We start from the raw sequence: 25256 nt of genomic DNA on the forward strand, positions 1-25256 counted from the left end.
TATAGACGATGGGGTTGATAGGCCGGGTGTGGAAGCCTTGTGAGGGGTGGAGCTGACCGGTACTAATAGGTCGAGGGCTTGTCCGCTGCAGATTATTGGATGTTCGCGCATACTTGTTCACACGGTTTTTGCTGCTGTGGCTTCTTTGCCTTCGTTGTGGGGGTGGGGGGTTGTGGTGGTGGTGTGGTTTCCGTGGTGGTTATGGCGGGGGGGTTACACTCGGTTACATTCCGAACCCGGTCGTTAAGTTCCTTTGCGCTGATGGTACTGCCCTGTGGTGGGGTGGGAGAGTAGGTCGCTGCCACGGTTTTTTGTTGGGGAGGGGGTCGTCCTTGGGGGCGGCCCCTTTTCTCGTGCGCACGCTTGTGCGATTGTGAAGGTGAATCGTGGGCTGCAATGCTCAGCTCGATCGGGCTGACAGATCCGCCGTCGACGGCCGTGACCTGCCATGATGGAGACGCGACGGGTCGGTCGTCATGACGGACGGACGTCGGGCCCGTTTCGGATACGCTCGGTGCTCGGGCAGGGAGAGTCACCACCACCCGGTTGGCGGTGGAGAGCCGTTCCATGTCGTAACTGGTGGGACAATTACTATGACGCGCTGCTCCTGATCAAGGTGGCAGCGCTTTTGAATGTTGACGGACGGGTTGATGACTGAGGACAGCCGATCGGGAGACCGCGAGGAATCCGGAGCCAACGACCGTAGCGGCAGCCGCTCCGGGAGGCCCGATGGTCGGGGACGCGGCGATGGCTCCCGGTCCGGCTACGGTGGTTCCAGGGACGCGAGGGGCAGCGGCGGCGGGAACCGGCGTGATGATCGTCGTGGTGGTTTCCGGGGCGAGCGCCGCGACGACCGCGGCGGGTACCGGGGGCGCGACGACCGCCGCGGCGGCCGTGACCAGAGGCGACGGGACGACCGGCCCCGCGATCGGGACCGCGACCCCGCGGACGTGGCGCCCCCGCTCCCCGTGGAGGCCACCTACGACCAGCTGGACGCGGAGACCCGCCGCGACCTGAGTTCGCTGCCGAAGTCCCTCGCCGAACTCATCGGCAAGCACATCGTCGCCGCCGGTCTCCTCCTCGATGAGGACCCCGAGCGGGCCTACGGGCACGCCGCCTTCGCCCGCCGCAAGGCGGCGAGGGTGCCCGGTGTCCGTGAGGCGTCGGGTGTGGCCGCCTACACCGTGGGCAGGTGGCAGGAGGCCCTCGCCGACCTGCGCGCCGCCCGTCGAATGAGCGGTCGGGACAACTTCCTGGCGATCATGGCCGACTGCGAGCGCGGCCTGGGCCGCCCCGAGCGCGCACTGGAGATCGGCAACGATCCTGCCGCGAAGGATCTCGACGCGGCCGATCGCGTCGAGCTGCGCATCGTCGCCTCCGGTGCCCGCCGGGACATGGGGGACGTGCAGGGTGCCCTGGCCGAGCTCCAGGTCCCCGAGCTCAAGGAACGCCGGGCCCGGCCATGGATCGCCCGGCTCTTCTACGCCTACGCCGACGTCCTGGAGGAACTCGGCAAGGAGGACGACGCGCGCGAGTACTTCGCGCGGGCGTCCGCCGTGGACCGCGAGGGCGTGACCGACGCCGACGAGCGTCTCGCCGCTCTGGAGGGTGTGGAACTCGTGGACGTCGACCACGACGGCATCGTCTGGACGGACGTCGAGGAGGCCGATGACGAGGAGCGGGACTGAGGCCGCTCGGTGGGGCTCGGGTGCACCTGGGGGTGCTGCCCGAGTCCCACGACTCGGTGGTGTGCCTGACGCTGCGCGGAGACCGCCTGCTGATGGTGCGCCACCGTGACCGTGCGTGGGAGTTTCCCGGCGGACACGCCGAACCCGGTGAGGCGGTCCGCGACACCGCGGCGCGCGAGGCACGGGAGGAGGCGGGCGCCGCTCTGGGCGACGTGTCCGTTCACGGGTACTACGTGTTGGCCAGCGGCCACGTCACCGTCGTCACCAGCGCACGAGTGGTCGACCTCGCGCCGTTGAGCGGGGACTTCGAGACCGTCGAGGTCGGCGAGTTCGACACACTGCCCGAGGACCTGTCGTGGTCCGACGGTCTGTACGCCCATCTGCTCACTGAACTCGAACTTCCCTGACCTGCCTGACGAACGTGTGCTCCGTGCCCACGGTTCGGTAGCCCAGCCGGGCGTTGATCGCCAGCATGGGCGCGTTGTCCTCGTGGTTACCGGTGTAGGCGTGGGTGAAGCCCCGCTCCCGCGCGCGGTGCAGCGCGACGCTCTTGGCGTAGCCCGCCAGCCCCCGGCCGCGGAACTCGCGGAGGGTGCCCGTCATCCCCGACTCCATCCGCCCCAGGCGGTCCGACAGGTAGCGGGTGATGGCCGCCGGCCTCCCGTCGAGCAGCAGCACCAGACTCAGGTCCAGGTCGTGCAGCGGATTCCCCCAGACTTCCGCGTACCACTCCTCGAAGGGAGCGAAGGCGACCGATTCCCCTGGTTCGTCCTCGTGGACCGCCCGATCGATCTCGAAGAGCGAGAGGGGATCGAACTCGCGCCAGGTCCGCGGTTCCGCACCGGTGGGCGCAGCCGGAAGCTCCGGCAGATCGCGCAGATCCAGCCCCAGGATCCGGTGGCTCTCGACCACCTCGCTCCCCCGCAGGGCGTCCAGGAGCGCCGGTCCTTCACGCTGCACGGACTCCTCCGCCGCCGTCACCCGCAGCCTCTCGGCGCCCCGTTCGACCAGGCTCCGTTCCGAGGCCTCCCACAGGTCCGTGCCCGGACCGTCGTCGCTGACGAGGAGGAAGGTGGTCCCGACCCCCTCGCGGAGCACCGAGCGGACGTGCCCGGTGATCCGGCCGTCCCGGACGCGCACCAGCGTCAGGTCGTCCGCGCGGGGGGTGCCGTGGTCGTGGCGCCAGCGAATCGCCTCCTCGGACACGACCAGGACGGGAAAGGCCTCGCTCAGAAGGCGCTGGGTCTCGGGAATGTCGGCTGCGGTGAGGGCACGGATCGTCATGGCGGCGACCCTACGGGCTCACCCCTCGGGCGTCACGTCCTTTTTCGCGGCCTGCTCCGCCCGCAGCCGCTCCAGCCAGTGCACGATGCCGGACACGTTGGTCTCCGCGCCCGCGAGCGTGTCCAGGACCCCGGCCGCGCGCTCGGGCATGGGCGCGTACCGCGCCATCACCTTGTCCCGCACCATGGCGATCGCGTGGTCCAGGTCGCCGACGGTGCCGTGGGACTCGCGCACGGTCTCCACCCACAGCCGCAGTTCGGCCTCGGCGCGCCCGACCGTCTCCGCCACCGTCTCCACCGCGCCGAAGTGCGAGAACATCAGGCGGCGCGGTTCGATGTCGCCGAACAGCCGCAGGGTGCGCAGGCACGCTTCCAGGTCGAAGTCCGGCGGCGGGGTCGCGGGTCGGACGTCGCCGGTGAGGGGGTTGTACACCCCCAGGGCGTCGCCGACGTAGAGATCGCCCGTGGCGGTGTCGACCAGACCCATGTGGTGCTTGGCGTGTCCGGGGGCGTAGTGCGACACCAGGCGTCGGCCGCCGCCCAGGTCAATCTCTCCGGTCTCGGCGACGGCGCGGATCCGCTCGGCCTCGGTCGGGCGCATGTGCCCGAACAGGGTCTCCAGCCGGTCGCCCCACACCATCGCGGCGCTGTTCATCAGCCGAGTGGGATCGGCCAGGTGCCGGGCGCCGCGTTCGTGGACGACGATCTCCGCGTCGGGGAACAGGGCGGCCACGTCCCCTGTCCCGCCCGCGTGGTCCAGGTGGATGTGCGTGACGACGATCGTCGCCAGGTCCTCGGCGGCCAGCCCCAGGTGGGAGATGGCGCTGTGCAGCACGGGGGCGGACCCGGCGGTGCCGACCTCGACGACGCAGGGGCGTTCGGAACGGATCAGGTAGGCCGAGACCACGCCCGGGTACCCGGCGAGCATCGTGTCGATGGCGAAGACGTCGTCACCCAGGTGGGTGATCCCCTCCGGCAGGCCGCTCACGTCCACACGCACTCCTGGTTCGTTCCTGGGCGGTGCCGCGCCGCCTCACGGTGACCGCGGACCGGCCGAAGCGGCCGCGGCCGTGGCGGCGCGTGCCCGGTCGCTGGGCTCAGACCCCGACTCTAGGGCAGGTGGATCCCGACCGGTGTGAGCAGGGGGCGGTTGTCCACAGGCTCGCAGTGGTCCTTCCCCGTGGCCGCCGCGTCCGCGAGCCTGGATTCAGCGCACTTCGAAAGGGACGGAACATGCGGCGGCAGACCACACCCGCACGGGCGGGGCACCGTAACGAGATTGTCGTGGCGGGGCGCATCACCGCCGAACCCGCCGTCCGGGAGCTGCCCAGCGGGGACCGGCTCGCGACCTGGCGCGTGTGTGTGGCCCGCGCCGCCGACTCCCGGTTCCGAGGCCACCGCTGCGACGCCATCACCTGCGTCAGCTCGATCCCGGGGTCCAGGACCGGGTCCGGGAGTGGCGGCTGGGGGAGGTCGTGGAGATGACCGGGGCGCTGCGCCGGCGCACCTGGCGGGTCGGTGGCGGGGTGCGCACCGTCTACGAGGTGGAGGTGCGCACGGCGGAGCGGGTGGGGGAGCGGGACGAGGCGGGCGCCGCGGGGCCGGTGGGACCGAGCACGGCGGAGCGGAAGGGGCAGGAGCGGTGAGGTGGGAACAGGCTGGCGCCGCCGGGCGCGCGGCGCGGCCGCCCCGCCCGGGACGGTCGGAGTCCCGGATCCCTCAGGCTCGGGAGGGAGTCAACGGGTCACCAGCCCAGGCGGGCCAGCGCCCGGCGTGCGGACGGGCCGGTCGGGTCCGCCGTGGGGTCCGACCACGCCGCCGCGCACAGCGCCCGCAGGCCGTCCAGCCGGTCGCCGTCCCCATCCAGACCGAAGACGCCGTCCTCGGTCGTGGCCGTCCACCCCTCGCAACGGGACCGTGTCCCCTGCCTGAGCACGGCCGGGTGCGCCGTGTTGATGCCCGACACGTCCCAGGCAAGGTAGTTCGGGCGTTGGTGCGCTGGTGCGCACAACGCGTCGAGCGGCGTGGCGACCCCCGACAGTACGAGCATCCCGGCGGCCCCGTGGGCGCTGGCGCCCTCGATATCGGTGTCCAGTCGATCGCCGACGATCAGCGGTCTCTCGGCGCCGGTGCGCAGGATCCCCTCCTCGTGCAGAGGACGCATGGGCTTGCCCGCCACAATCGGCTCGACTCCGGTCGCGTGAACGATCACCCGCACGAACGCCCCGTTGGCCGGAGTGATCCCCCACTCGTTGGGGGCGGTGGCGTCGGCGTTGCTCGCCACGTACAACGCGCCCCGGGCGACCGCGAGGGCACCCTGTTCGATCAGGTCGCGGCTCATGGTGCGCGAGTACCCCTGCACCACGGCCACCACCGACTCCGTCGCCACGGTCACCGGTCGCAACCCCATGCGCCGTACCGCCTGGCGCAGCCCGGTGTCTCCCACCACGAGGACGTCCGAGCCCGCCGGAAACCGGTCACACACCACACGCGCGGCGGCTTCGGCCGAGGTCACCACGTCCTCGGGAGCGGCGGCCACCCCGAGTTCGGCCAGGTGCTCGGCGATGCGGGCGGGCGTGCGCCCGGCGTTGTTGGTCACGAACGCCACCCGCGCGCCCGCCGCGCGGGCCTTGCCCACCGCCTCCGCTGCGCTCGGCACCGCTCGTGGGCCGATGTAGACCACGCCGTCGAGGTCGAGGAGCATCGCGTCGTGCAGCTCCGAGAGCGGGCGGTCGGCGGCGAGCAGGGACATGGCGGGACATCCGTTCCGGGCGGCGGGAGGGGACGCGTCCAGGCTATGGCCGCGGTGGCGGGTGCGACTTCCCACCTCGGGTGTGCCCTCGGTCGCATCCATGGCCCGGGCGGGCCGATCACTGGCGGAGCCCGTCCGCCGTGTCGGGGATCGCGGGCATGTGGGCGCCTTCCCCGCGTGGCCCGTCGCCGTTCGCGCGTGTCCCAGCGCGGCCGACGCCGCGGCCCGCCGCCGGGGGAACCACGCCCCAGCTCCGCTGTGTGCTCCTCCAGGGCGGCTGGAACCGCACGGGGGCCGCACGGCGGCGGGCCGGTTCGGACGGCGGTCCGAACGTGCCTGAGGACGTACGGGTTCGCCCGCACGGCGGGGACGGCCCCGGCCAGGTCGCGGGTGGGGCCGCCGGCACGTCCCGGGGTGCGGTCGGCCGCAGGGTGTTCGTGTGGTCGGCATCCTCGCGCGCGTCGGGTTCGGCGGGACACGATGGGGACCATGTTTCCAACAAGGGCCATGTCACCGAGTCTCCTCTGCGTCGGCCTCGTACTCCTCAGCGCCGTTCCCGCCTCAGCCGACGCCGGGCGCCCGGTCTCGGGGCCGCTGACTTCCGAGGCGGTGGACACCTACGTTCACGGCTACCTGGCCTCCGCGCCCCTGCCCGGGGCCGCCGTCGCCGTCACCCGGGGGACCGAGGTGGTGCGCACGGCGGGGTACGGCACCGACTCCCGGGGCGAGCCGATGACCGCCGACACCCCCATGGGTGTGGCTTCGGTCAGCAAGTCCTTCACCGCGCTGGCGGTGATGCAGCTCGTCGAGGACGGCGAGGTCGCGCTCGACGACCCGGTGGTGGAGCACCTGCCGGAGTTCACCACGGCCGACCCCCGCTCGGACGACATCACGGTCCGCCAGCTGTTGACCCACACCTCCGGGATGGCCGACTCCACGTTCGATGAGAAGGCCGCGCCGGTCTCCGCCGACCTGGCAGGCGCGGTCGCGCGTTCGGCCGATGCCGGGCTGGCCGCGGCCCCGGGCGCCGAGGAGCACTATCACAATCCGAACTACCAGGTGGCGGCGCGTCTGGTGGAGGTGGTCAGCGGTCGCCCGTTCGCGGAGTTCCTGGACGAGCGCACATTCACGCCCCTGGGCATGGACGGCACGGTCACCGTCGACAGCGCCGAGCGGGTCTTCGCGGCGGGTGTGGCACGGGGACACATCGTCGCGCTGGGGCGGGCGGTCCCCATCGTGGAGCCGGAGAGCTACCTCAACGGTTCGAGCGGCATGGTCACCACCGCCGCCGACATGGCCCGATGGCTCATCGCGCAGAACAACGGCGGGGCGGGCGCCAACGGCGCACGCGCCTGTCGGAGGAGGGCATCGACACCACGCACACGCCGCTCGACCAGGACGGGTTGGGCGAGAGCGCGGCTCTGGGCTGGAACACCCGGGAAACACCGTCGGGCGCGCCGATGGTCGCGCACGGCGGCATCCAGTTCACCTACACGGCCCACCAGGCGCTGCTGCCCGAGAGCGGGCACGGGATCGCGGTGATGGCCAACACCGGGCTGGGCGTTTCCGACGCCTACGCGCTGCTGTCGGGGCTGGTCGCGCTCGCCGAGGGCTCGGAGCCGAGCGCTCCGATGAGTGCGGTGCTGCTGGCGGTCGATCTGGTCCTGGTCACTCTCATGGGACTGGCCGGGTACCTCGCCTTCCGGGGTGTGCGGCGGGCCGGGGCGTGGGTCGAGGCCGCCCGTCGGCGCCCCTGGTGGCGGACTGTCGTGCGTCTGTTGCCCGGCCTCGTCGTGATCCTCGCCGCCGGGTTTCCGAACCGGCTCCTGGGCCTGCTCAGCGGCAACCGCCGCCTCACATGGGAGCAGACCTTCTACGTCGTCCCCACCGGCGCGACCCTGCTGGTGGTCGCCGCGCTCGCGGTCACCGTGGTCTACGCGGTCCGCGCCGTGCGGTCGGTTCGCCCGTCACCGGGCGGGCCACGGGCCGGAGCGCGGCCGGGGAGACCCGCGGCTCCCCGGGCGGCCACGCCTGGACCGGCCGTGGGGACGCGCCCGTCCGGTCGCCGGTCACCGGACGGACCCGCCGTCAGGGGAGGACGCGCATGACGAGACCGGTGCGCGGTTTGGGCCCGAACGACGTGGACTTACGGGGGGTCAGATCCCCGCGCTCGGCGACGGCGTACACCTGTTCCACCCGGAGCGGGGGCACGATGACGGCGGTACCGCCTTCCCGACGGGCGACCTCGACCGCCTCTGCGGCCTCGTCGTGCACCATGCGCACGTCGCGGTCCGACCGGTTCCACAGGGGGAGGAGAACGTGGTGCAGCGCGGCGGTCGGCAGTTCGCGATAGGCCTCGGAGTGGGTGGCGGCGGCCTCGGCCAGGCGGGCCTGGTCGACGTCGTGCACCAGGTGGTGGTCGCCTTCGGGCCCGGCCAGCAGGAGCGCGGGATGCTCGGCCTTCCACAGGGCCATTTCGGCGTCGGCGAGGGAGCCGCCCGGTACCCGTTCGACACGGGCGACCGAGCGCACGGCCTCGGCCGCCTCCCTCGTGGTCAGCCCCGGGACGACGCGGTGGATGGCGCCCAGCGTCGGCGGATGGGCGTCGCTGTCCACCAGGTAGGCGAGCCCGTGCGACCACCCCGGCTCGTCACTGTGCTCGTGCATGCGCTGGTAGGCGGCGTACCGGTGGTGCCCGTCCGCGATCAGCGCGCTGCGCCGCGCCAGGTCGGATGCGATCTGCGCGTGAATCGAAGGGTCGGTCAGCGACCAGAGCCGGTGGCGGGTCCCGTCGGCGGTGCGGGTGTCGACCAGGAGCCTGCCGCGTTCCTCGGCGGCCTCGGTGATCCGGGTCGTGGCGCCGTCCGCGCCCGGGTACAGCAGGAAGATCGGTTCCAGGTTGGCGTGGGTCCGCGCCATCAGCCGGACCCGGTCCAGGACCGGCGCGCGGCCCACCTCCTCGTGCGGACGCACCGGTCCCGACGTCGAGGCGGAGGGCAGCTCCAGCGCGCCGATGACGCCCCGCTGCCGGGTTCCCGCCGCGGTCACCTGTTCGTAGACGTACAGGGCGGGGTCGGGGTCCAGGGCCAGGACGCCGTCGCCGATCCAGGCGCGCAGATGCGCGGCGGCGCTCTCGTAGACGGACCGTGCCGGTGTTCCCGGGCGGTCGCCCGGCATGGTGATGTTGAGCTGGTAGGGGCGGGTGATGTGCGTCGCGTTGTGCGGGTCGGATCGCAGCAGCGCCCGGGCCTCCTCGGGTCCCGGTATGTCGTAGGGCGGGGCGAGCAGGCGGGCGAAGTCGTGCTCGGGCGAGTCGAGGATCTTCCCGACGTCCAGAGCCGTGTACCGCAGACCGCGGAAGGGAGCCAGTGCGAGAGGTTGGCGTGGCATCCCAGAAAGGTACCCGCGGCCCCCGGGTGCGACGCGTGCCCGGAGTGCCCCTCTGGCCGGCCCCACCCGCGCGCACCGGGACTCGGCCGCCGTGGCGTCGTGTGCGATCACCGCGCTCACGGCGGTGTGGCCGCCGCGCCCCGCTCCCGGGTGCGGGCACCGACTGCGCCTGGGCGCGGCTTCCGGGCCGCTCCGGGGCCGCCAGGGCCTTTCGCGCGGCCGAGCCGAACTCGCGAGGCTGCCGGCGGCGGTGGGGAGGGGAACGGTCAGATCAGGCGGCGCATCCGGAGCAGGTCGCCCACGCTGGCGTCCACCCTCACCCGGCGGGTGAGCAGGGCCCGCGCGTAGTCCATCCGGTCCTCGGCCAGCTCCACGAGGTCGGCGCTGTCCACGGTCACCCGCACCTGCGGGGAGGGAGCGGCCCGGTCCGCGGGGCGGTGGGTGACGTCCACGAGCCCGCCCGGGGTCAGCCGCATGTCGAAGACGGTGGCCAGGTCCGGGACCACGACGCTCACGGAGCGCTCGCGGATGTGCTTGCGGCGTTCGGACTCGGGTTGGGCGAGGATGCGCTCGTTCACCCTGCTGATGCCGGCCAGGCACGCCTCGATGCTGCTCATCCCCATATCATGCCCTATCCGGCGCGGGGCGGGATCTTCGCGTTCTGAGCGCGACGATCGGTGCCACCTCCCGAGTTCCCGTGCCATCGGCGCCCGTGCCCCGGTAGCGTTGGTCCCGTATCTCCCCCGTCGCGCAGCGGCTCCCCCGCCTCGTGCGATCCCCGTCCCCCGCTCAGCCCTTCCTCCCGCGGTCCCATCAAGGAGCACGTGAAACATGGTCGTCGACGCGGTACGCACCTATCTCCATGCCGCCAGTGGCCTCACCGAACTGTCGCGCAGGGAGGCCGTCGCCGCGGCCAAGACACTGCTGAGGGCGAACGGCCCGGCCGCGTCCGAGCAGCCCCGCGACGAGGCGTTGCCGCCGAGGGTCGGCCAGAACATCCAGGCCCTGGCCGGAGAGCTCATCGAGACCAGTCAGGCCAATCGTGCCGCGATCGCCACCCTGGTGCGGTCCGAGGTCGAGCGCCAGTTGGAGCGGATGGACGTCGTCCCGCGCGGTGAGCACGACCGTCTCGTGCGCCGTGTCGCCGAACTCGAACGCCGCCTGGCCGCACGCGGCCAGCGCGGGCCGCGGACGCCGACGCGGCCGAGCCGGAGCCTGCCAGGAGCGCGCCCGCCGCGGACCCGGCCGGTGAGCCCGCCGACGCGATCGCCGGCGCCGACACGGCTGATGAGCGCGCACGGGAGCGCTCGGACAGCGGCGCCGCGGAGCCGGACACGGACACCGCCGCGCCGGACGTCGCGTCGGAGGCCTCCGACCGCGGCTCGGAGCCGGTCGGCGACGCCGAGACCCGGGCCGATGAGTCGGCGGCCGCCCGCGTCAGGGGCCGGTCCACGGCCAAGGGCGCGGCCAAGCCCGCCGCTGCCAAGTCCACCCGCTCGCGGTCCACGGGCAAGCGCACGACCAAGGCCAGGGGCGCCGCGAAGAAGTAGTCTTCGCGCAGGCACGGGAGAGTCGACGAGCACGGGAGAGTCATGGACTCGACGGAGCGGGCCGCCGCACTGGCCGAACGGACCCTCGTCAGCACGCGGGAGCGACTGGCGGAGTTGGACGCCCTGCCCACCGCCGAGCACGTCGGGATCCTCGACGATCTGCAACAGGAGCTGTCCGCCGTGCTCGGCGCGCTCGACCAGGGCGCCGACACCCCCGACGACCCCCGGTATCCTAGGTAACCATGGCAAAACGCAGTCGCCTCGACGCGGAACTCGTCCGCCGCGGCCACGCACGCTCCCGCGGCCACGCCGCCGAGATCATCGAGGGCGGGTACGTCCGGGTCGCCGGGATGGTGGCCTCCAAGGCCGCCACCCAGGTCGGCACCGACCAGCCCATCGTCGTGCGCACCCCGTCGGAGGAACCGCCCTACGTCTCCCGGGGCGCCCACAAGCTCATCGGTGCCCTGGACTCGTTCGATCTGGACGTCTCCGGCCGTCGTGCCCTGGACGCGGGCGCCTCCACCGGGGGGTTCACCGACGTGCTGTTGCGCCGTGAGGCGCGCACGTCACCGCGGTCGACGTCGGATACGGCCAGCTCGCCTGGTCCCTGCGCAGCAACGAGCGCGTTCGCGTCATGGAGCGGGTGAACGTCCGCGAGCTCACCGCCGAACGGATCGGTGAGCCGCGTCCCGACCTGGTCGTGGGCGACCTGTCGTTCATCTCCCTGACCCTGGTCCTGGAGCCGCTGCGCGACTGCGCCGCTCCGGAAGCCGACTTCGTGCTCATGGTCAAACCCCAGTTCGAGGTCGGCAAGGACCGTGTCGGCGCCGGTGGCGTGGTCCGCGAGCCCGAGTTGCGCGCCGAAGCGGTCACCCACGTCGCCGAGCACGCGTTCGGCCTGGGACTGGGCACCGTCGACGTCACCGCCAGCCCGTTGCCCGGGCCCTCCGGAAACGTCGAGTACTTCCTGTGGATGCGTACGGGCGCGCCGCCGTTGGACCCCGAGCGGTTGGCTCGGGCGATCGAGGAGGGGCCCCGCTGAATGGCGTGGCACCGTGTCCTCGGTGTCCGGTAACGTGACCCGGCCGGGTCAGCGAACGCTCCCGGCCCGCATCCGACTCCCCGCCGGGGAGCCAACGTAAGGGGACGGCGATGACCAGTGGACGCAGTGTCCTGCTGCTGGCGCACACCGGTCGGCCCGCGGCGGTGCGCAGTGCCCATCTGGTCCATCAGAGCCTCACCAGGGCAGGGCTGACCGTGCGCATGCTCAAGGGTGAGGTCGAGGAGCTGGTGGCCGAGGGCTGCGCCCTGGGCCCGGTGGAGGCCGTCGGGACCGCGGATGCGGCCGAGGGCGTCGAACTGGTCATGGTGCTCGGCGGCGACGGCACGCTGCTGCGGGCCGCGGAGATCGCGCGCCCGGCCGGTGCGCCCCTGCTCGGTGTGAACCTGGGCCACGTCGCTTCCTGGCGGAGGCCGAACGCGAGGACCTGGGCGCGACGGTGCGCAGTGTGGTCCGGCGCGACTACGACGTCGAGGAGCGGATGACCCTCGACGTCGCGGTCCTCAACGGCGGCCGCGGTGACGATGCGCCCCCGGTCCGGACCTGGGCGCTGAACGAGGCCACCCTGGAAAAGGGCGAGGCCCGCCGCATCCTGGAGGCGGTCCTGGAGATCGACGGCCGCCCGCTGTCCCGCTGGACCTGTGACGGCGTGGTGGTCGCGACCCCCACCGGGTCCACCGCGCACGCGTTCTCCGCGGGTGGGCCGGTGGTGTGGCCGGACGTCGAGGCGATGCTCGTCGTGCCGCTGAGCGCGCACGCCCTGTTCGCCCGCCCGCTGGTGGTGGGGCCCGGCGCCACCGTGGCGTTGGAGGTGCTCCCTGACACGGCACCGGGCGTGCTCTGGTGTGATGGACGGCGTATGGTCGAATTGCCCGCCGGGGCGCGTATCGAGATCACTCGTGCGGACACGCCGGTTCGGCTGGCCCGGTTGCACCGGGCGCCGTTCACCGACCGGCTGGTGGCCAAGTTCGGGCTGCCGGTCGCGGGCTGGCGCGGGCGGGTCGAGCGCGGCCGCTGACCAGGACGGGGTTCCTGGCGCGCCGCGCACGCGCGTGCGACGCGCGCTAGGCACAGGCGTCAACTATCAGGAGAGGGTTCGGTGCTCGAGGAAGTCCGCATCCAGGGACTCGGGGTCATTGAGGACGCCGTTCTGGAGTTGTCACCGGGACTCACCGTCGTGACGGGCGAGACCGGTGCGGGAAAGACCATGGTCGTCACCGGGCTCGGGCTGCTCTTCGGTGGTCGGGCCGATCCTCAGCGGGTGCGCCCCGGGGCTCCCCGGGCGGTCGTCGAGGGCCGCTTGACGGTCCCCGGGGACGGTCGGGTCGCCACCCGGGTCCTGGAGGCCGGCGGTGACATCGACGACGACGTGCTCATCCTCACCCGAGCGGTGTCTGCGGAGGGGCGCTCCCGCGCGACGTTGGGCGGCCGTTCGGCCCCGGTGAGCCTGCTCGCCTACCTGGCCGACGACCTGGTCGCGGTGCACGGCCAGTCCGACCAGCAGCGCCTGTTGCGCGCCGAGCGCCAGCGCTCGTCCCTGGACCGGTTCGCCGGGCCGGAGCTGGCGCGGGAGCTCAAGCGGTACGCGGCGGCCTACCGTCGCCATCGCGAGCTGTCGGTGGAACTGGAGGAGATCGTCAGGCGGGCCCGTGAGCGGGCCCAGGAGGCCGATCTTCTGCGGTTCGGCGTGGAGGAGATCGAGGCCGCGCAGCCGCAGCCCGGCGAGGACGCCGAGCTGCTCGCGGAGGAGAGCCGGTTGGCGCACGCCGACAGTCTGCGGGTGGCGGCCACGACGGCGCACGAGGCCCTGGCGGGGGATCCGGCTTCCGACGTGGAGGTCGACGTGGTGGGGTTGCTCTCGGCGGCGCGGCAGGCGGTGACGTCGGTGCGTGAGCACGACGCCCGTCTGGGCACGATCGGCGACCGCCTGGACGAGGCGTCCTACATCATCACGGACGCGGCGACGGAGCTGGCGTCCTACGGCGAGTCCGTGGACGCGGACCCGGCCCGGTTGGCGGCGGTGCAGGAGCGGCGCGCGCTGCTCACCCAGCTCTCCCGCAAGTACGGTGAGACCGCCGACGACGTGCTGGCCTGGGCGGAGGACGCGGCCAAGCGGCTCGGCGAGCTGGACGGCGACGACGAACGGATCGATGCCCTGAGTGCCGAGCGCGACGAGCTGCACGGCCGGTTGGAGGAGTCGGCCACGGAGCTGACCCGGATCCGTGGACGGGCCGCCGAACGGTTCGGCGCGGCCGTCACCGAGGAGCTGACCGCGCTGGCCATGCCGCACGCGCGGGTGAGCGTGCGGATCCAGACGGGTGCGGAGTTCGGCCCGCACGGGCGCGACGACGTGGAGCTCCTGTTGGCCCCGCATCCGAGTTCGCCGCCGCTGCCGCTGCACAAGGGCGCCTCCGGGGGTGAGCTCTCGCGTGTGATGCTGGCGATCGAGGTGGTCTTCGCCGGCGCCGATCCGGTGCCGACGTTCGTCTTCGACGAGGTCGACGCGGGTGTGGGCGGCAAGGCCGCGGTGGAGATCGGCCGCCGTCTGGCCCGCCTGGCGCGGAGTGCACAGGTCATCGTGGTCACGCACCTGCCGCAGGTGGCGGCGTTCGCCGACGCCCACCTGGTGGTGGAGAAGTCCACGGACGGGTTGGTCACCGAGAGCGGCGTGGTGTGTCTGGACCGGGTGGGGCGTGTGCGTGAGCTGTCGCGCATGCTCGCCGGGTTGGAGGACTCCGAGCTGGGTCGGGCGCACGCGGAGGAACTGTTGACCAACGCCGATCGGGAGCGCGCCTACCCGGCGGCCTGAGGCGGCCGCGACCCCGGTCGGCGGACGCTTTCCGTCGCTGGGGCCCTTGGCGTTGTGCGGCGGGCGCTGGTGGCGTTATGACGGGGAGAACACGCCGATCGAACAGCTGTTATGACTCCGAGTAAGTGAGTTCTGACAGTATGCGAGCGATGAAGGTATCGGATGCGCTCAGTGCCACAGTCCTGCGGTTGCGCCGCTCCCGGGGGGACGCGCCCAGCGGGCTGGTCGCGCCCGTCCGTTCTGACCGTCGCACCAAGAACCTGACCAAACGGCTCCACCCCGGCGACATCGCCGTCATCGACCACGTCGACCTCGACCGGGTCAGCGCCGAGGCGCTCGTCGGGTGCGGTGTCTCGGCGGTGCTCAACGTCGCGCCCAGCATCAGCGGCCGCTACCCCAACCAGGGTCCGGAGATGATCGTCGCGGCTGGGATCCCCCTGGTGGACGACGTCGACCCCGAGGTGTTCACCCGGATCCGCGAGGGCGAACGACTGCGTCTGGAGGGCGCCGCCCTCTACCGGGGCGAGGAGGTGGTCGCGCGCGGCGTCCCGCAGGACGCCGGAACCGTCGAGGCGGCGATGGCCGACGCGCGCGCCGGGCTCGCCACCCAGTTGGAGGCGTTCGCGGCCAACACCATGGCCTACCTCCAGCACGAGCGCGAACTCCTGTTGGACGGCGTCGGCATCCCCGCCATCGCCACCGACGTCGACGGCCGCCACGCCCTCATCGTCGTCCGCGGCTACCACTACCGCGAGGACATCGCGGCCCTGCGCCCCTACATCCGCGAGTTCCGACCGGTGATCATCGCGGTCGACGGGGGAGCCGACGCGGTCATGGAGGCCGGGTACCGGCCCGACATCATCGTCGGCGACTTCGACTCGGTCTCCGACCAGGCGCTGAGCAGCGGCGCGGAACTGGTCGTGCACGCCTACCGCGACGGCCGGGCGCCGGGCCTGTCCCGCCTCACCGACCTCGGTTACACCGCGGTGGTCTTCCCCGCCACCGGCACCAGCGAGGACGTCGCGATGATGCTCGCCGACGGGGCGGGCGCCGCGCTCATCGTGGCGGTCGGCACCCACGCCACCCTGGAGGAGTTCCTCGACAAGGGGCGTTCGGGGATGGCCAGCACCTTCCTGACCCGTCTGCGCGTGGGCGGCAAGCTCGTGGACGCCAAGGGCGTCAGCCGCCTCCACCGTTCGCGCATCTCGCCCTGGGCCCTGCTGGCCCTGGTCGCCGCCTGCCTCCTCACCATCGTCGTCGCCGCCTACAGCTCCCCGGCCGGCCAGGTCTACCTCACCTTCCTCGCCGCGCGCTGGGACGCGTTCTCCTACTGGATGGCAGGGCTGCTCACGTGATCGACTTCCGCTACCACCTGGTGTCCATCGTCGCGGTGTTCCTGGCGCTGACGGTGGGACTCGTCCTGGGGACCACCATGCTCCAGGACCCCCTGCTCAACACCCTCCAGTCGGAGACCGCCGACCTGCGCGGGCAGAGCGAGCGACTGCGCACGGAACGGGACGCGGCCGCCCGCGTCGGCGCCGGGGCCGACACGTTCGCCGACGCCCTGTCCGAGGAGGTGCTCGACCGTCGGCTCGACGGAGTGGGCGTGGTCATGGTCGCCGCCCCCGGAGCCGACGTCGGCGTGGTCACGGCCCTGGCCGACCGGGTGGAGGAGGCCGACGGCGAGGTCGTGGGCCGGGTGGACCTCACTCCGGAGTTGGTGGACGGGGACAACGCGACGTTCGTCGGCGAACTCGCGTTCCAGGTCGCGCGCGACCCCGACCGCCTCACGGGGAACGCGCACGAGCGGGTGGGAGCCGAGCTCGGTCGGGCGCTGGCCCATGTCAGGAGCGCTGGCGACGCGCGCACGGGTGACACGGTGGTCGGCGACAGGGAAACCGGCGACGGGCGCAAGGACGAGGAGCACGCGGACGACCGCGCGGCCGCCGCCGTGCTGGCCGCCTTCGCCGAGGGCGGGTTGGTCGCGCTCCAGGGCGAACCGGCCGAGGCCGCCGACGCGGTGATCGTGGTCGCGCCGGCGTTCGGCTCGGAGGGGGACACCGAGACGGCCCACGCCGTGTTGACCACGCTGGTGTCGGCGCTACGTACGGAGGTCGGTCCGACCGTGCTCGCGGGTGAGGTCTCCTCGGCCGGGCCCGGGGGACTGGTCGCCCGTGCCCGGGCCCAGGAACCCGCCTACACCACCGTCGACCTGGTGGGCCGACCGATGGGCGACGTCATCGCGGTTCTCGCGCTGGCCGCGAGCCTGGGCGGGCCCGGAGCCGCCTACGGGGTGGGAGAGGGCGTCGTGGGCGTGGTTCCCGATCCTCTTCCGGGCCCGAGGTACGCCGGTGACGGAGACGAGGGGGACGCCGGTGGCGGCGAGGACGGTGACGGGACGGAACACGACGTCCGACGGGCCACCAGGGGCGAGGAGTGAGCCCGGTGGGTGTCGCCGCGCCCCGTGCCGGGGCCGGACGCGCACTGCTTCAGGGGCTGGTCGGCGCGGCCGTGGCAGCGGTGGCCGCGCGGACAACCTACCGGCTGCTCACCCGACCGGGACCGGACGGCCGCGCCCCGTCCGCCTCCGGTGGCGCGGTCGAGCCCGAGCCCGGCGCGACACCGGACACCCCGAGCGCGTGGCGGCGGACCAATTTCCGGGGCCGTCCGGTCACCCTGCAGGAGGGGCCCGCCCTGGCCTCAGGGGTGTGCGCCGCCAGCCTGCTCACGCCCGGACTGACTCCCCGCGTGCGCGCCGCCTGTGCCTTGGCCGCCGCGGGGGCGGCCCTGTTCGGCGCCTACGACGACCTGTCCGGGTCGCCCGCCGCGCGCGGTCTGCGCGGCCATCTGGGCGCGCTCGCGCACGGTAGGGTGACGACCGGTCTGGTGAAGATGGTCGGCATCGGCGCCACCGGTGTGGCCGCGGCTGCCCTGCTACGCCGGTCGGCGGCCCAGACGCTGTTGGACGGGGCGCTGATCGCGGCGAGCGCCAACCTGGTGAACCTGTTCGACCTGCGCCCGGGGCGGGCGGCCAAGCTCGCCCTGCTGACCGCCGCCCCGGCGCTGGCCTCCCCGGCCGCGCCCCTGGTCGGTCCGGTGGTGGGCGCGTCGGCCGCGCTGCTCCGCGACGACCTGGCCGAACGCTCCATGCTCGGTGACGCGGGCGCAACGCGCTCGGCGCGGCCCTGGGGGTGGCGGCCGCGGCACGTGCGCCCCGGTCCGTGCGACTGGCGATGCTCGGCGGGGCGCTGGCGCTGACCCTGGCCAGTGAGCGCATGAGCTTCTCCCAGGTCATCGACCGCGTGCCCGCACTGCGTCGCCTCGACCGGTGGGGCAGGTGCGTGTGAGGGGACCACGGTGCCTCGCGCCGTCCTCGGCAGCGGGGTGACGCGCGGCGTCGGCACTGCGGCGGCGGTCATCGCGTTGGCCACCGTCGGAGCACGGCTGACGGGGTTCGGTCGCACGGTGGTGTTCTCCCAGACGGTGGGGGACACCTGCCTGGGCACGGCCTACGTCACCGCGAACCAGGTGCCGGCGGTGCTGTTCGAGATCGCCATCGGCGGAACATTGACCGCGATGGTGGTGCCGGTGTTGGCCTCGGCAGTCGGGCGCGGCGACCGCGACCGGGTGCGCGCCACCGTCTCGGCGCTGCTCACGTGGGTCCTTCTGGTGGCCGTTCCCCTGTCGGCCCTGCTCGCGGTCGGGGCTGTGCCCGTGACCGCGGTCATGCTGGGTCCGGCGGCCGGATGCGACCGCGCCGATCTGCTCGCCCTCGCCGCGCGCATGCTCGTCGTGTTCGCCCCCCAGATCGTCTTCTACGGGCTGGCGGCGGTCCTGTACGGGGTCCTCCAGGCGCACCGCCGTTTCCTCGCCCCCGCCCTGGCCCCTCTCGCGTCCAGTCTCGTGGTGATCGCCGCCTACCTCGCGTTCGTTCCGCGGGGGGCGGGGCACCGTCAGGACGTCGGGGCGCTGCCGGCCGGGGCCGAACTCACGCTCTCGCTGGGCACCACCGCCGGTGTGGTCGCGCTGTTCCTGACCGTTGTGGGCCCCATGCGGCGGCTGGGACTGCGCCCGAGACCGCGGCTGACCTTCCCGCCCGGTGTGGGGGAGCGGGTCCGCGCGCTGGCCGCCGCCTCGCTGCTGCCGCTCGTGGGCATGCAGGTGTGCCTGCTGCTGTTCGTGGCGCTGGCCAACCGGGGCGGTGGTGGGGGCGCGGCCGTGCTGCACACCTACGCCTGGGCCCTGTTCACCCTGCTACGGGGTGCTCGCCGTGCCGATCGCCACCAGTGCGTTCACGGCGTTGGCGGTGGCGCACGCCGAGCAGGACCACCGGGGTTTCGCCGCCCTGGTCTCGGGTGCGGCCCGGGCCACGGTGGTGGCCACGGCGGGTGCGGCCGCCGCGCTGGCGGCGGCCTCGGCTCCGGTGGCCGCGGTCTTCTCCCAGGAGGAGTCGCTGGCGTTGGAGCGGGCGCTGCTCGCCTACGCGCCGGGTGTGGTGGCGTTCGGGTTGGTGGCCCTCCTGGGCAGGGCGCTGTACGCCTCGCACCACGCCGTCGGGCGGCCGCGGCGCAGGTCGCCGGGTGGGGTGTGGTGGCGGCGGGCGCGACCGTCCTGGTGTGGGCGGTGCCGCCGCCGTGGACGATCGCGGCGCTGGGCGCGGCGGTCACGGTCGGGCTCGCCGTCGCCGCGGGTCTGCTGTGCGCGGGGTCCTCGCGCGCGCACGGGAGCGCCGCGCTGGCGGGGGTGGGACGGTCGTTGGTCGCGTCGTCGCTGGGGGGTGTCGCCGGGTGGGGCCGTCGGCCGCACCGTCGCGGCGGTGCTGCCCGCCGCGGACGCGTGGCGGGCGGCGGGCTCCGCGGCGGTGGCGGGGGCGGCGGGGTTGGCGGTGTTCGTGCTCGTGACGGCGTTGGTGGACCCGTCCGCGCCGCGGGCGGTGGCCTCCCGCGCCCGGAGCGTACTCGAAGGCAGGAGGGCGAAGCGGTGAGCCGCAGGATCGCGCTGGTCGTGGGGACCAGCACCGGAGGGGTCGGGCGACACGTGCGGTCGTTGGCCGAGGGGCTGCGGGAGCGCGGCCATCGGGTGGTGGTGGTCGGTCCGGCCTCGGCCGACCGCGCGTTCGGGTTCACGGAGGCGGGGCTGCGGTTCGCTCCGGTGCCGATCGGGGCTGCCCCGTCGGTGGGCGACCCGGCGGTGGTCCTGCGACTGGGGCCGCTGGTCGCCGGCGCGGACGTCGTCCACGCGCACGGGATGCGGGCCGGGGCGCTGTGCGCGCTGGCGGGGGTGTCGCCGCTGGTGGTGACCGCGCACAACGCGCCGCCGTCGGTGGGCGGGCCGCTGTCCGCCGCCTACCCGGTGCTGGAGCGGATCGTGGCTCGGCGGGCGGACGTGGCGTTGGGCGTGTCGGGCGACCTGGTGCGGCGGCTGCGCGCGGCCGGGGCTCGCCGGGCCCGGATGGCGGTGGTGTCGGCGCCCCCGGTGGGGGAGCCGCTCATCGGTCGTGAGGCGACGCGGGCCGATCTGGCGGTGCGCCCCGAGCGTCCGCTCGTGCTGACCATCGGGCGCCTGGTCGGGCAGAAGGGCTTGGACACGCTGTTGGCCGCGGCCCCCTCGATCGCCGACCGGCGTCCCGAGCCGGTGGTGGCGATCGCGGGGGACGGACCGTTGTGGGGTGCGCTGCACGACACGGCGGCCGAACTCAAGGCGGACGTGCGCATGCTGGGGCACCGGACGGACGTGGCGGACCTGTTGGCGGCGGCGGACCTGTTCTGCCTGCCCAGCCGGTGGGAGGGACCGTCGCTGGTGATCATGGAGGCGCTGCGCGCCGGTCTACCGGTCGTGGCCACCCGGGTCGGCGGCATCCCCGACCTGTACGGCGGGACGGTGCGCATGGTCGCGCCGGACGACCCGAGGGGCCTGGCGGCGGAGGTCGGGCGGGTGCTGGACGATCCGGATCTGGCGGAGGAGTTGCGCTCGCGTGCGCGGCGGGCCGCCGAGGCGCTGCCCACGGAGGAGGACGCGGTGGCGGCGGCCGACGGTGTGTACGCCGCGGTGGCCCGCCGGTGGAGCGCCGCCCGCGGGCCGTCCTGGTGATGTCCGGACCGGGCGTACCGCGGGGTGGTGTTCTCCTCACCCCCCGGCATGGCGAACACCACTCCGGGGACGACTTCCCTCGGTGCCCGAATGATGACATGCTTGGTGCGGCCCGGCTTTCGCCCTCGTGTCCTGAGGTGCGCACCGGGACCCGCGTATGTCACGTGAGGGGAGTATCCCTGTCGCGGCGGAGCCGTCATCACGGAGCACATGGTCGTGTTCCCGGTTCCGTCGGTTCGTTCCGGTGTCGGACGAGCGGGAGAGACCTCCGGTAGCTAGCCGTGCGCGCAGTGCTCCCGTGCGCACCAACCGGAGGAGTTCCCGCCCGTGAACGTTCCCTTCTGGGTCTGGGCCGTCACCATTCTGGCCATAGTCGCCGTCCTGGTGATCGACCTGGCCATCGTGGACCACCCCTGGAGCAAGAAGAGGGGTCCCCAGGAGTTCGGGATCCGCCAGGCCGCCTGGTGGGCGGCCTTCTACGTGGGACTGGCCATCGTCTTCGGCCTCGGCCTGACCTACTTCGGCGGGTCGACCGCCGGAGCCGAGTACTTCGCCGGCTTCATCACCGAGAAGAGCCTGAGCGTCGACAACCTCTTCGTGTTCTACCTCCTCATGGGCGCTTTCGCGGTTCCGCGGAAGTACCAGCACGAGGTGCTGCTCATCGGCATCGTGATCGCGCTCGTGATGCGCGGCTTCTTCATCGTCCTCGGAGCCCAGGTGATCAACGCCTGGAGCGAGGTCTTCTATCTCTTCGGTCTCTTCCTCATCTACACCGGGTACAAGATCGTTCGAGACCACCTGAAGGGCGACGAGGAGCAGCAGGACTTCACCCAGAACCCGGCCGTGCGCCTGGTCAAGCGCTTCTGGCCGGTCACCGACGGCTACCACGGCGCGCACATGACCGTGAAGCTCGACGGCAGGCGGCACGTGACCCCGATGCTCCTGGTCATCATCGCGATCGGCGTCGTCGACCTCGTCTTCGCCGTCGACTCCATCCCGGCGATCTTCGGCCTCACCCAGGACGCCTACATCGTCTTCACCGCCAACGCCTTCGCGCTGCTGGGCCTGCGCCAGCTCTACTTCCTGTTGGCCGGGCTCATGGACAAGCTGGCCTACATCAGCTGGGGCCTGTCCGCGATCATGGTCTTCATCGGCGCGAAGATGATCCTGCACGCGCTGCACGAGAACGGGGTGCACGCTCCCGAGATCGGTATCGGAGCCTCGCTGACCGTCATCATCGGTGTCATGACGATCACCATCGTCGGCAGCCTGGTCAAGGCCCGGGCCGACGAGCGCCAGCGGCGGGCCGTGTCCGTGGGGGTCGAGGACGACGACGCGCGCGAGCGCTCCTGACGCCGTGGACGGCGACACGTTCGCCGTCGCGACGCGTTTCCCGAGAACCGCCGAATTCGAACGCCTGTTCGTCTATAGTGGTGGTGCCCCGGCGCGGAGCCGTCCGGGCACCACCACTTCTTCGAGGTGGAAGAAACCGCCGGTGACGGTCGTTAGTCTTGTCGGACGGGAGGGACCGCGGGGTCCGCGTCCCCTTCCCACCCCCTTCGCGCCCGGTTCCTGGGCCGGGGTGGCCGCCGACGATCGATCGTCCACCGGACCGCGAAGTCCACACACGGGTCAGCCGACGTCGCGCGACGAGGTCCACGTCCTGTGCGCCCAAGCCGAAGGATGTCTCACTCGATGGTCGAACAACTGGTAGTCCGGGGAGCCCGCGAGCACAACCTCAAGGACGTCTCGCTGGACCTGCCGCGCGACTCCATGATCGTGTTCACCGGCCTGTCCGGGTCCGGCAAGTCCTCGCTCGCCTTCGACACGATCTTCGCCGAGGGGCAGCGGCGCTACGTCGAGTCCCTGTCGGCCTACGCCCGCCAGTTCCTCGGGCAGATGGACAAGCCGGACGTCGACTTCATCGAGGGGCTCTCGCCCGCGGTGTCCATCGACCAGAAGTCCACCAGCCGCAACCCCCGCTCCACCGTCGGCACCATCACCGAGGTGTACGACTACCTCAGGCTCCTGTGGGCGCGCGTCGGGGTGCCGCACTGCCCCGAGTGCCGCCGCGAGATCGCCCGGCAGAGCCCCCAGCAGATCGTGGACCGCGTCCTGGAGATGACCGAGGGCACCCGCTTCCAGGTGCTCGCCCCGGTCGTGCGAGGCCGCAAGGGCGAGTACGTCGAACTCTTCAAGGACCTGCAGAGCAAGGGCTACACGCGCGCCGTCGTCGACGGCGCGGCCGTGCGTCTGGACGACCCGCCGGGGCTCGGCCGCTACGACAAGCACGACATCTCGGTCGTCGTGGACCGGCTCAGCGTCAAGGCATCGTCCCGGGGCCGCCTCACCGACTCGGTGGAGACCGCGCTCAAACTCGCGGGCGGCACCATCGTCCTGGACTTCGTCGACCTGCCCGAGGACGACCCCGATCGGGAGAAGGTCTTCTCCGAGCACCTGTACTGCCCCTACGACGACCTGTCCTTCGAGCAGCTCGAACCGCGTTCGTTCTCCTTCAACGCCCCCTACGGCGCCTGCCCCGACTGCTCCGGTCTGGGCACCCGCATGGAGGTCGACGCCGACCTGCTGGTGCCCGACCCGGAGAGGACGCTGGCCGAGGGGGCGATCTCCCCGTGGACCGGCGGCACCAACTCCGGGTACTGGGACCGCATCCTCACGGCCCTGGGCGAGGCCGTCGGCTTCGACCTGGACACCCCGTGGGAGAGGCTGCCGCGGCGCGTGCGCAAGGCCATCCTGGAGGGCCACGACACCCAGGTCCACGTCACCTACCGCAACCGGTACGGGCGCAACCGCTCGTACTACACCGAGTTCGAGGGCGTCGTCCCCTGGGTCAAGCGGCGGCACGCCGAGACCGAGAGCGACTGGGGGCGCGAGCGGCTCGAAGGCTACATGCGGACCGTGCCCTGCCCCACCTGCGAGGGGACCCGTCTCAAGCCGGTGGTGTTGGCGGTGACGGTCGGCGGCAGGTCCATCGCCGAGGTCGCGCGGATGTCGCTGAGCGAGAGCGCGGCCTTCCTGGCCGACCTCAAACTGTCCGACCGGGACATGGTCATCGCGGCCCAGGTGCTCAAGGAGATCAACGCGCGGCTGGGATTCCTGCTGGACGTCGGGCTCGACTACCTGAGCCTGGCCCGCGCCGCGGGTTCCCTCTCCGGGGGCGAGGCCCAGCGCATCCGCCTGGCCACCCAGATCGGGTCGGGCCTGGTGGGCGTGCTGTACGTCCTGGACGAGCCGTCCATCGGCCTGCACCAGCGTGACAACGCCCGACTGCTGGAGACGCTCCAGCGCCTGCGCGACATCGGCAACACGCTCATCGTCGTCGAGCACGACGAGGACACCATCCGCGCCGCGGACTGGGTCGTGGACATCGGCCCGGGCGCGGGTGAGCACGGCGGACACGTCGTGGTGTCGGGCATCGTGGACGAGCTGCTCACCTCGCCGGACTCGATGACCGGCGACTACCTGGCCGGGCGCCGCTCCATCGCGCTGCCCGAGTCGCGCCGCGACCGCACCAGGGGCCACGAACTGGTCGTGCGCGGCGCTCGGGAGAACAACCTCCACGGGATCGACGTCACCTTCCCGCTGGGCGTGTTCACCGCCGTGACGGGCGTGTCCGGTTCGGGCAAGTCCACGCTGGTCAACGAGATCCTGTACAAGGCACTGGCCAAGGAGCTCAACGCGCCCGCGACGTCCCCGGCCGCCACCTGCGGGTCAACGGCACCGGCAAGGTGGACAAGGTCGTGCACGTCGACCAGAGCCCGATCGGCCGCACCCCGCGCTCCAACCCGGCGACCTACTCCGGGGTCTTCGACCACATCCGCAAGCTGTTCGCGCAGACCACCGACGCCAAGACACGCGGCTACCAGCCGGGCCGGTTCTCGTTCAACGTCAAGGGCGGCCGGTGCGAGGCGTGCTCGGGCGACGGCACGCTCAAGATCGAGATGCAGTTCCTGCCGGACGTGTACGTGCCCTGCGAGGTGTGCCACGGGGCCCGGTACAACCGCGAGACCCTCCAGGTGCGTTACAAGGGCAAGAACATCTCCGAGGTGCTCGACCTGCCCATCGCCGAGGCCCTGGAGTTCTTCGAGCCGATCAACGCCATCCGCCGCCACCTCCAGACCCTCACCGACGTGGGGCTGGGATACGTGCGCCTGGGGCAGCCCGCCACGACCCTGTCCGGCGGTGAGGCCCAGCGGGTCAAGCTCGCGGCCGAGTTGCAGCGGCGTTCGACCGGGCGGACGGTGTACGTGCTGGACGAGCCGACCACCGGCCTGCACTTCGAGGACATCCGCAAGCTGCTGGGGGTGCTCAACCGGTTGACGGACTCCGGCAACACGGTGATCGTGATCGAGCACAACCTCGACGTGATCAAGACCGCGGACCACGTCATCGACATGGGGCCCGAGGGCGGCTCCGGCGGTGGCCGGGTGGTGGCACAGGGCACCCCCGAGGAGGTCGCGGCGGTCGCCGAGTCCTACACCGGCCAGTTCCTGGCCAAGATCCTCTGAACCGCGCTCCCGCGACCCGTCCAGGAGGCCGGACCCCACCATGAACCAACCACCCCCGGACCCCCACTGGCGCGCGCACGCTCAGGGCCGACCGTACCCGGGCCG

At 72.7% G+C, this 25256-nt stretch carries 18 protein-coding genes, 2 rRNA genes and 5 pseudogenes; 19 read left to right on the forward strand and 6 right to left on the reverse strand.

What is annotated here, in order from left to right; all coding sequences use genetic code 11:
* The 4 genes from BJF83_RS01225 to BJF83_RS01240 form a co-directional block, all read left to right on the forward strand.
* A 23S ribosomal RNA gene (locus tag BJF83_RS01225) occupies window positions 1-86 on the forward strand; the annotation flags it as partial.
* 105 nt (window positions 87-191) lie between these two features.
* A 5S ribosomal RNA gene (rrf, locus tag BJF83_RS01230) occupies window positions 192-307 on the forward strand.
* A gap of 643 nt (window positions 308-950) precedes the next feature.
* Window positions 951-1688, forward strand: coding sequence for a hypothetical protein (locus tag BJF83_RS01235; RefSeq protein WP_262391223.1), 738 nt, complete (start codon window positions 951-953; stop codon window positions 1686-1688).
* 20 nt (window positions 1689-1708) lie between these two features.
* A complete protein-coding gene (locus BJF83_RS01240) occupies window positions 1709-2095 on the forward strand; it encodes an NUDIX domain-containing protein (RefSeq protein ID WP_075924841.1) in 387 nt (128 codons plus the stop codon).
* Here the strand turns inward: BJF83_RS01240 and BJF83_RS01245 are convergent.
* Window positions 2073-2972, reverse strand: coding sequence for a GNAT family N-acetyltransferase (locus BJF83_RS01245; protein ID WP_075924842.1), 900 nt, complete (start codon window positions 2970-2972; stop codon window positions 2073-2075). The genes BJF83_RS01240 and BJF83_RS01245 overlap by 23 nt on opposite strands.
* Window positions 2973-2990: 18 nt before the next feature.
* Window positions 2991-3965, reverse strand: coding sequence for an MBL fold metallo-hydrolase (locus tag BJF83_RS01250; protein WP_187347055.1), 975 nt, complete (start codon window positions 3963-3965; stop codon window positions 2991-2993).
* A gap of 239 nt (window positions 3966-4204) precedes the next feature.
* On the opposite strand from BJF83_RS01250, the gene BJF83_RS28205 reads away from it, so the two are divergent.
* Both BJF83_RS28205 and BJF83_RS28210 read left to right on the forward strand, forming a co-directional pair.
* A complete protein-coding gene (locus BJF83_RS28205) occupies window positions 4205-4456 on the forward strand; it encodes a hypothetical protein (RefSeq protein ID WP_262391224.1) in 252 nt (83 codons plus the stop codon).
* Window positions 4447-4617, forward strand: a complete 171-nt coding sequence (locus BJF83_RS28210; protein WP_262391225.1) for a hypothetical protein — start codon at window positions 4447-4449, stop codon at window positions 4615-4617. The genes BJF83_RS28205 and BJF83_RS28210 overlap by 10 nt, the downstream gene beginning before the upstream one ends.
* A gap of 98 nt (window positions 4618-4715) precedes the next feature.
* Here the strand turns inward: BJF83_RS28210 and BJF83_RS01260 are convergent, their stop codons facing one another.
* Window positions 4716-5723, reverse strand: coding sequence for an HAD-IIA family hydrolase (locus BJF83_RS01260; protein WP_075924844.1), 1008 nt, complete (start codon window positions 5721-5723; stop codon window positions 4716-4718).
* 609 nt (window positions 5724-6332) lie between these two features.
* Between BJF83_RS01260 and BJF83_RS28215 the strand changes: the two genes are divergently transcribed.
* On the forward strand, window positions 6333-7265 hold the full coding sequence (locus BJF83_RS28215) for a serine hydrolase (RefSeq protein ID WP_262391226.1): 933 nt from the start codon (window positions 6333-6335) through the stop codon (window positions 7263-7265).
* On the forward strand, window positions 7184-7831 hold the full coding sequence (locus BJF83_RS28220; protein ID WP_075924846.1) for a hypothetical protein: 648 nt from the start codon (window positions 7184-7186) through the stop codon (window positions 7829-7831). The genes BJF83_RS28215 and BJF83_RS28220 overlap by 82 nt, the downstream gene beginning before the upstream one ends.
* Here the strand turns inward: BJF83_RS28220 and BJF83_RS01275 are convergent.
* The 3 genes from BJF83_RS01275 to BJF83_RS30220 all read right to left on the reverse strand — a co-directional run bounded on the left by BJF83_RS01275 (window position 7812) and on the right by BJF83_RS30220 (window position 10135).
* Window positions 7812-9113: a DUF1015 family protein gene (locus BJF83_RS01275; protein WP_075924847.1), complete on the reverse strand. Its 1302-nt coding sequence runs from the start codon at window positions 9111-9113 to the stop codon at window positions 7812-7814. The two genes, BJF83_RS28220 and BJF83_RS01275, sit on opposite strands and share 20 nt — an antisense overlap.
* A gap of 266 nt (window positions 9114-9379) precedes the next feature.
* Complete coding sequence (locus BJF83_RS01280; protein ID WP_075924922.1) at window positions 9380-9730, reverse strand: SCP2 sterol-binding domain-containing protein; 351 nt, start codon at window positions 9728-9730, stop codon at window positions 9380-9382.
* Between the two features lie 237 nt (window positions 9731-9967).
* Window positions 9968-10135 carry a hypothetical protein gene (locus tag BJF83_RS30220; protein ID WP_158070318.1) on the reverse strand — a complete coding sequence of 56 codons (168 nt, stop codon included), beginning with the start codon at window positions 10133-10135 and terminating at the stop codon, window positions 9968-9970.
* A 570-nt stretch (window positions 10136-10705) separates the two neighbouring features.
* Between BJF83_RS30220 and BJF83_RS01290 the strand changes: the two genes are divergently transcribed.
* The 11 genes and pseudogenes from BJF83_RS01290 (at window position 10706) to uvrA (ending at window position 25151) form a co-directional block, all read left to right on the forward strand.
* On the forward strand, window positions 10706-10903 hold the full coding sequence (locus tag BJF83_RS01290; RefSeq protein WP_075924848.1) for a hypothetical protein: 198 nt from the start codon (window positions 10706-10708) through the stop codon (window positions 10901-10903).
* 2 nt (window positions 10904-10905) lie between these two features.
* Window positions 10906-11705, forward strand: a pseudogene (locus tag BJF83_RS01295) (TlyA family RNA methyltransferase).
* Window positions 11706-11815: 110 nt separating this feature from the next.
* Window positions 11816-12741: pseudogene (locus tag BJF83_RS01300) on the forward strand (NAD kinase).
* 81 nt (window positions 12742-12822) lie between these two features.
* Window positions 12823-14532, forward strand: coding sequence for a DNA repair protein RecN (gene recN, locus BJF83_RS01305; RefSeq protein ID WP_075924849.1), 1710 nt, complete (start codon window positions 12823-12825; stop codon window positions 14530-14532).
* A gap of 149 nt (window positions 14533-14681) precedes the next feature.
* Window positions 14682-15887, forward strand: coding sequence for a putative cytokinetic ring protein SteA (gene steA / locus BJF83_RS01310; protein ID WP_187347056.1), 1206 nt, complete (start codon window positions 14682-14684; stop codon window positions 15885-15887).
* Entirely contained in the window at window positions 15884-16972 is a 1089-nt protein-coding gene (locus BJF83_RS01315; RefSeq protein WP_075924850.1) for a copper transporter, read from the forward strand. The genes steA and BJF83_RS01315 overlap by 4 nt, the downstream gene beginning before the upstream one ends.
* Window positions 16973-16977: 5 nt before the next feature.
* Window positions 16978-17879: pseudogene (locus BJF83_RS01320) on the forward strand (hypothetical protein).
* Window positions 17880-17916: 37 nt separating this feature from the next.
* Window positions 17917-19516, forward strand: a pseudogene (murJ, locus tag BJF83_RS01325) (murein biosynthesis integral membrane protein MurJ).
* The gene (locus tag BJF83_RS01330) at window positions 19513-20622 is read left to right on the forward strand and encodes a glycosyltransferase family 4 protein (protein ID WP_075924851.1); all 1110 of its coding nucleotides are present in this window, start codon (window positions 19513-19515) and stop codon (window positions 20620-20622) included. Before murJ ends, BJF83_RS01330 begins: the two are co-directional and overlap by 4 nt.
* 327 nt (window positions 20623-20949) lie before the next feature.
* A complete protein-coding gene (locus BJF83_RS01335) occupies window positions 20950-21975 on the forward strand; it encodes a TerC family protein (RefSeq protein WP_075924852.1) in 1026 nt (341 codons plus the stop codon).
* Between the two features lie 342 nt (window positions 21976-22317).
* Window positions 22318-25151 (forward strand): annotated as a pseudogene (gene uvrA / locus BJF83_RS01340) (excinuclease ABC subunit UvrA).
* Window positions 25152-25256 lie beyond the last annotated feature (105 nt).

Origin of the sequence: Nocardiopsis sp. CNR-923, assembly GCF_001942255.1 — a bacterium.
Classification (GTDB): domain Bacteria; phylum Actinomycetota; class Actinomycetes; order Streptosporangiales; family Streptosporangiaceae; genus Nocardiopsis.